Annotated in this window: 6 protein-coding genes; 5 read left to right on the forward strand and 1 reads right to left on the reverse strand. The window is 61.9% G+C overall.

Features of this window, described 5'->3' with window-relative positions:
* The first annotated feature begins 23 nt into the window (after nucleotides 1–23).
* Entirely contained in the window at nucleotides 24–1,223 is a 1,200-nt protein-coding gene (gene dapC, locus OQK_RS05490) for a succinyldiaminopimelate transaminase (RefSeq protein ID WP_016771479.1), read from the forward strand.
* 45 nt (nucleotides 1,224–1,268) lie between these two features.
* Here dapC and OQK_RS05495 read toward each other — a convergent pair whose 3' ends face one another.
* Nucleotides 1,269–2,900: a Na+/H+ antiporter gene (locus OQK_RS05495; protein WP_016771480.1), complete on the reverse strand. Its 1,632-nt coding sequence runs from the start codon at nucleotides 2,898–2,900 to the stop codon at nucleotides 1,269–1,271.
* Between the two features lie 294 nt (nucleotides 2,901–3,194).
* Here OQK_RS05495 and OQK_RS05500 point away from each other — a divergent pair, with 294 nt between their 5' ends.
* The 4 genes from OQK_RS05500 (at nucleotide 3,195) to OQK_RS05515 (ending at nucleotide 6,356) form a co-directional block, all read left to right on the forward strand.
* Nucleotides 3,195–3,557, forward strand: a complete 363-nt coding sequence (locus tag OQK_RS05500; protein WP_038860603.1) for an ArsC family reductase — start codon at nucleotides 3,195–3,197, stop codon at nucleotides 3,555–3,557.
* A 31-nt stretch (nucleotides 3,558–3,588) separates the two neighbouring features.
* Entirely contained in the window at nucleotides 3,589–4,623 is a 1,035-nt protein-coding gene (gene dapD / locus OQK_RS05505; RefSeq protein ID WP_016771482.1) for a 2,3,4,5-tetrahydropyridine-2,6-dicarboxylate N-succinyltransferase, read from the forward strand.
* Between the two features lie 126 nt (nucleotides 4,624–4,749).
* Nucleotides 4,750–5,955, forward strand: a complete 1,206-nt coding sequence (locus OQK_RS05510) for an aminotransferase class V-fold PLP-dependent enzyme (RefSeq protein ID WP_024011767.1) — start codon at nucleotides 4,750–4,752, stop codon at nucleotides 5,953–5,955.
* A complete protein-coding gene (locus OQK_RS05515) occupies nucleotides 5,952–6,356 on the forward strand; it encodes a SufE family protein (RefSeq protein ID WP_016771483.1) in 405 nt (134 codons plus the stop codon). Before OQK_RS05510 ends, OQK_RS05515 begins: the two co-directional genes overlap by 4 nt.
* The last annotated feature ends 135 nt before the right edge of the window (nucleotides 6,357–6,491 follow it).

A 6,491-nucleotide genomic window follows, 5' to 3' on the forward strand; every position in this document is an offset into this window, starting at 1 on the left:
TTGAGCATTTAAAAGAGGCCCCCATGAACAACGCTTTGAACCAGCTCCAGCCGTACCCGTTCGAAAAGCTCCGCGCCCTGCTCGGCAGCGTTACGCCGAACCCGGACAAACGCCCGATCGCCCTGTCGATCGGCGAGCCGAAACACCGTTCGCCGAGCTTTGTCGCCGAAGCGCTGGCGAACAGTCTGGATCAGATGGCGGTGTACCCGACCACCCTCGGCATCCCGGCCCTGCGCGAAGCCATCGCCGGCTGGTGCGAGCGGCGCTTCGGTGTGCCGAACGGCTGGATCGATCCGGCGCGCAATGTGCTGCCGGTCAACGGCACCCGTGAAGCGCTGTTCGCCTTTACCCAGACCGTGGTCAACCGTGGCGACGATGCGCTGGTGGTCAGCCCCAACCCGTTCTATCAGATCTACGAAGGTGCGGCGTTCCTCGCCGGGGCCAAGCCGCATTACCTGCCGTGCCTGGATGAAAACGGCTTCAACCCGGACTTCGACGCAGTAGCGCCAGACATCTGGCAGCACTGCCAGATTCTGTTCCTGTGCTCGCCGGGCAACCCGACCGGCGCGCTGATTCCGGTTGAGACCCTGAAGAAGCTGATCGCCCTGGCTGATCAGTACGACTTCGTGATTGCCGCCGACGAGTGCTACAGCGAACTGTACTTCGACGAACAGACTCCGCCGCCGGGCCTGCTCAGCGCCTGCGTCGAACTGGGCCGCAATGACTTCAAGCGCTGCGTGGTCTTCCACAGTCTGTCCAAGCGCTCCAACCTGCCTGGCCTGCGTTCAGGCTTCGTTGCCGGCGATGCCGACATCCTCAAGGGCTTCCTGCTCTATCGCACTTACCACGGCTGCGCGATGCCGGTACAGACTCAACTGGCCAGCGTTGCCGCGTGGAATGACGAAGTGCATGTGCGCGCCAACCGTGCGCTGTATCGCGAGAAGTTCGATGCGGTGCTGAACATCCTCAGCCCGGTCATGGACGTACAGCGCCCGGACGGCAGCTTCTATCTGTGGCCGAATGTGCAGGGCGATGATGCGGCGTTCTGCCGCGATCTTTTCGAGCAGGAGCATGTGACCGTGGTGCCGGGCTCGTACCTGTCTCGCGATGTCGATGGCGTCAATCCTGGCGCCGGCCGTGTGCGCATGGCGCTGGTTGCGCCGCTGGCGGAATGCGTCGAAGCCGCCGAACGGATTCGTGACTTCATCACCCGCCAGAAGTGATCACGGAGCGCTTGCGGCAGTCCCCTGCTGCAAGCGCTCAAGCGGTTATTTGACCTGGCCCAGATTGGCCTCGCTCAAATCCAGTTCCCCGAGCACTTCTCTCAACACATCATCACCGATCTGGTGCTGACGACTGAGGCTGTAGAGTTCCAGACGCTGGGCGCGCAGTGCTTTCAAGCGCAAACGCCGTTCAAGCAGATCCATCTGGAATGCCAGCGCCTGAGCCTCGGCGGAATCATTGAACACATCAAGTTGATGGCGATATTCGGACATGATCCGCGCCTTGAGCTCTGCTGCCAGCGCCGCTTGAGCGGCATCCTGTGGGACCACTTCTTCGCTTTCCAGCGAGTGAATCGCCGCTTCGGCTGTCTTGCGCCAGGCGTCGCGCACTTCCTGACGACGCTTGTCGTCGGGACTTTTGTCGATGCCGCGCAGCAGCAAGGGCAGCGCGATACAGGCCGAGACCAGCGACAGTAGAATCACCCCGGCAGCAATGAAAATCAGCAAGTCGCGTTCAGGAAAAGCCTCGGCCCCGATCAGCATCGGCACCGACATCACGCCCGCCAGCGTCACCGCCCCGCGCACACCGCCCACCGTCAGCAACCAGCATGAACGCGCCGTCGGCACTTGCGTCAGCTCGCCCTTGCCGCGCAGTCGGCGCAGCAACACCGACAAGCGCCAGATGCTCTGCACCCAGATGAACCGCAGCAGCACCAGCGCGACGAAGATCGCCAACACATCGAGGCAGCGATAGAACAGCGTCGGCCACAGCGTCGGCTCATGGCTGACCACCGCCTTGATGATGTCTGGCAATTGCAGGCCAAGCAGCAGGAAGATCAAGCCATTGAACGCAAATTCGAGCAGCGCCCAAACGCTGCGATTAAGCAATCGCGTGCTGGTCTGGCGTGGCAACAGATCAAGCCAGCTCTGCATCATCCCCGCTGCCACAGCGGAAAGAATGCCCGAGGCGCCCAAACGTTCGGCCAGTACATAAGCGGCGAACGGCAGCAGCAACATGAACACCACATGCGTGGCCGGATCGTCCCAGCCCCGGGCGATCATCCACGCGCGCAGGCGCCCGACCAGCCAGCTCAACGCTACACCCACAGCCAGGCCACCGAGCGCCACCGCGACGAAGGTCAGACTGGCATTGGTCAACGAAAACACCCCCGTGACCGCTGCAGCGAGGGCGAACTTGAAGGTCACCAGGCCTGAGGCGTCATTCATCAGCGCCTCGCCCTGAAGGATGTGCATCAGCGGCGTCGGGAGACGGTTCTGCGAAATCGCTGACACCGCCACGGCGTCCGTCGGTGACAAAACCGCGGCAAGGGCGAAGGCCACTGGCAGCGGAATCGTTGGCAATAGCCAATGAATGAAATAACCGGCGCCGACCACGGTAAACAGAACAAGGCCGACGGCCAGGGTCAGGATCGGTCCGCGCAATTGCCAGAAGGCGCGTTTAGGCATGCGCCAGCCATCGGAAAACAGCAGCGGCGGCAGGAACAGAAACAGGAACAATTCGGGATCGAGGGCGACGTGCAGGCCAAGCGTCGGCCAGGCGAGCAAGGCACCGGCAGCAATTTGCACCAGCGGCAACGGCAGCGGGATGACCCGCCCGACCAGTCGGGAGACGCTGACCAGCATCAGCAGGATCAGGACGGTGTAAGCAGTTTGCATAAAACCAGAATCTCAGGCGATCGACAGCGTTGAACTGCCATATTAGCGCCTTAGGCTGTGGCTGACCGTTGCACATACGTCGCACGGCCGCAAGCGACACCGTCGTGGGAGCGAGCCTGCTCGCGAAAGCGGTCGTTCAGCGCACTGAGATAATGACTGACATGGCCTCTTCGCGAGCAGGCTCGCTCCCACAGGGTTTTGCATTGCCAAATCGACCTGAGGCGCCGCGAAACCGTCCGGTCATGGCATAATCCGTCACCATTTTTTTCCAGCACCTGTAAAGGGGGCGATTCCTTGGCCGTTTCAAGTAAAACGTTGCACCTTTTCGGCATCAAAGCCTGCGACACCATGAAAAAGGCGCGCACCTGGCTCGATGAACACGCTGTCAGCTATGACTTTCACGATTACAAGACCGCCGGCATTGACCGTGAGCACCTGACCCAATGGTGCGACGAGCACGGCTGGCAAACAGTGCTGAACCGCGCCGGCACGACCTTTCGCAAACTCGACGACGAACGCAAAGCCGATCTCGACCAGGCGAAAGCTATCGAACTGATGCTCGCACAACCCTCGATGATCAAGCGCCCGGTGCTCGATCTCGGTGACCGAACCCTGATTGGCTTCAAGCCAGATATCTACGCGGCCGCTCTGAAGTAAGCAGCCCGTCACTCTTTGTAGAGGTATTCACATGTCCAATTCCCTGTTCAGCATCGCCTTTGGTGTCGGCACCCAGAACCGTCAAGGCGCATGGCTGGAAGTGTTCTACGCCCAGCCACTGCTCAACCCTTCGGCCGAACTGGTCGCGGCTGTTGCGCCGATCCTCGGTTACGCCGAAGGCAACCAGGCCATCACCTTCACCACCGCCCAGGCTGCGCAACTGGCTGAAGCCGTGAAAGGCATCGACGCCGTGCAAGGCAAGCTGCTGACCCGCCTGGCCGAAAGCCACAAGCCGCTGGTCGCCACGCTGCTGGCCGAAGATGCGCAACTGACCTCCACGCCTGAGGCCTACCTCAAGCTGCATCTGCTCTCGCACCGTCTGGTCAAGCCGCACGGCGTGAGCCTGGCCGGTATCTTCCCGCTGCTGCCAAACGTGGCGTGGACCAGCCAGGGCGCGATCGACCTGAGCGAACTGGCGGAAATGCAACTCGAAGCACGCCTGCGCGGCGAGCTGCTGGAAGTGTTCTCGGTGGACAAGTTCCCGAAAATGACCGACTACGTGGTACCGGCCGGCGTGCGTATCGCTGATGCTGCACGTCTGCGTCTGGGCGCCTATGTCGGTGAAGGCACCACCGTCATGCACGAAGGTTTCATCAACTTCAACGCCGGCACCGAAGGACCGGGCATGATCGAAGGCCGCGTTTCCGCTGGCGTCTTCGTCGGCAAGGGTTCGGACCTGGGCGGCGGTTGCTCGACCATGGGCACCCTGTCGGGCGGCGGCAACATCGTGATCAAGGTCGGCGAAGGCTGCCTGATCGGCGCCAACGCCGGTATCGGTATTCCGCTGGGCGACCGCAACACTGTGGAGTCGGGCCTGTACGTGACCGCCGGTACCAAGGTTGCGCTGCTGGACGAGCACAACAATCTGGTCAAGGTTGTGAAGGCGCGTGAGCTGGCTGGTCAGACTGATCTGCTGTTCCGTCGCAATTCGGAAACCGGTGCTGTGGAATGCAAGACCCACAAATCGGCGATCGAACTGAACGAAGCGCTGCACGCTCACAACTAAGCGCTGTAGGCCTGAGGGAGCGAGTCTGCTCGCGAAGCTTCTGGCGTCCTCAAGGACGCTTTCGCGTGAAGGCTCGAGCCCACAAGGTTTGGCGTACACCCCGCCCAATTTCACAGGGCTGAACTCATGATGATCCCCTCCCCCTGGCGTGCCGATTTCCCGGCTATCGCCGCCCTGCAACGGCAAGACCAGACCTATCTGGACAGCGCCGCCACCACGCAAAAACCACAAGCCCTGCTCGACGCACTGACGCATTACTACGCCAACGGCGCGGCCAATGTGCATCGTGCGCAACACCTGCCCGGTGCCCACGCGACGCAAGCGTTCGAAGACAGTCGGCGCAAGGTTGGCCAATGGCTGAATGCCGGTGACAGCGGGCAAATAATCTTCACCCACGGCGCCACCAGCGCGCTGAATCTGCTGGCTTATGGTCTGGAGCCTCTGTTTCAGCCGGGCGATGAGATTGTCATCAGCGCTCTGGAGCATCACGCCAACCTGCTGCCGTGGCAGCAACTGGCGCAACGCCGCAACCTGAAACTGGTGATCCTGCCGCTGGATGCCGACGGCCTGATCGACCTCGGCGCTGCCGTGCATCTGATCGGCCCGCGCACGCGGTTGTTGGCGGTCAGCCAGTTGTCCAATGTGCTCGGCGCCTGGCAGCCACTGATCGCATTGCTGGGCATGGCCAAGGCGCAGAACGCGCTCACGGTAGTCGATGGCGCGCAAGGTGTGGTGCACGGCCGGCATGATGTACAGGCGCTGGGTTGCGACTTCTATGTGTTTTCCAGCCACAAACTCTACGGCCCCGATGGCCTCGGCGTGCTGTTCGGGCGCAACGCTGCGCTGGAGCAATTGGAGCCATGGCAGTTCGGCGGCGAGATGGTGCTCGACGCCAACTATCAGGATTCGCGCTTCCGCCCGGCGCCGTTGGGGTTCGAGGCGGGCACACCGCCGATCGCCAGTGTCATCGGCCTCGGCGCCACGCTGGATTATCTGGCTGGACTGGATCAGCAAGCCGTGTCTGCCCACGAAGCGGCACTGCACGACTATCTGCTGCACGGCCTCGCCGCACGCAATGGCATTCGCCTGCTCGGCAAGCCGCAACTGGCGCTGGCCAGTTTTGTCGTCGAAGGCGTGCACAACGCCGATCTGGCGCATCTGCTTACCGAACAAGGCATCGCCGTGCGTGCGGGGCATCACTGCGCCATGCCGCTGATGAAAAGCTTCGAACTGGCCGGCGCGATTCGCGTGTCGCTGGCGCTGTATAACGACTCGGAAGATCTGGAGCGCTTTTTCGAGGCGCTGGATCAGGCGCTGGAGATGTTGCGATGAGCCTGCCGGTTGAAGCGGCTGAGGCGCTGCAGATCTTTCAGAACGCGGCTGGCTGGGAACAGCGGGCGCGGTTGCTGATGCAGTTTGGTGATCGTCTGCCGGCGCTGGATGACGCGCAAAAGTGCGAGGCCAACCGGGTGCATGGCTGTGAGAGTCAGGTGTGGCTGGTCGGGGATTTGCGCGACGGACACTGGCAGTTCAAGGCAAGCAGCGATGCGCGGATGATTCGCGGGTTGGTGGCGTTGTTGCTGTTGCGGGTCAACGGCTTGTCGGCGGCTGATATAAAGCAAATCGATTTGCCGGATTGGTTTAATCAGCTCGGCCTGTCCCGCCAGCTATCGCCTTCGCGCAGCAATGGCCTGAATGCGGTGCTCCAGCGGATGAATGAGTTGGCTCGCTGACTGATCGTTCCCACGCTCTGCGTGGGAATGCCTCAACGAACGCTCCGCGTTCGGCTCTGGATGGGACGCGGAGCGTCCCGGGCTGCATTACCACGCGGAGCGTGGGAACGATCAAATACCTTCAGGCTTGAGGCT

This window comes from Pseudomonas sp. R62, assembly GCF_000257605.1.
GTDB classification, from domain to species: domain Bacteria; phylum Pseudomonadota; class Gammaproteobacteria; order Pseudomonadales; family Pseudomonadaceae; genus Aquipseudomonas; species Aquipseudomonas atacamensis.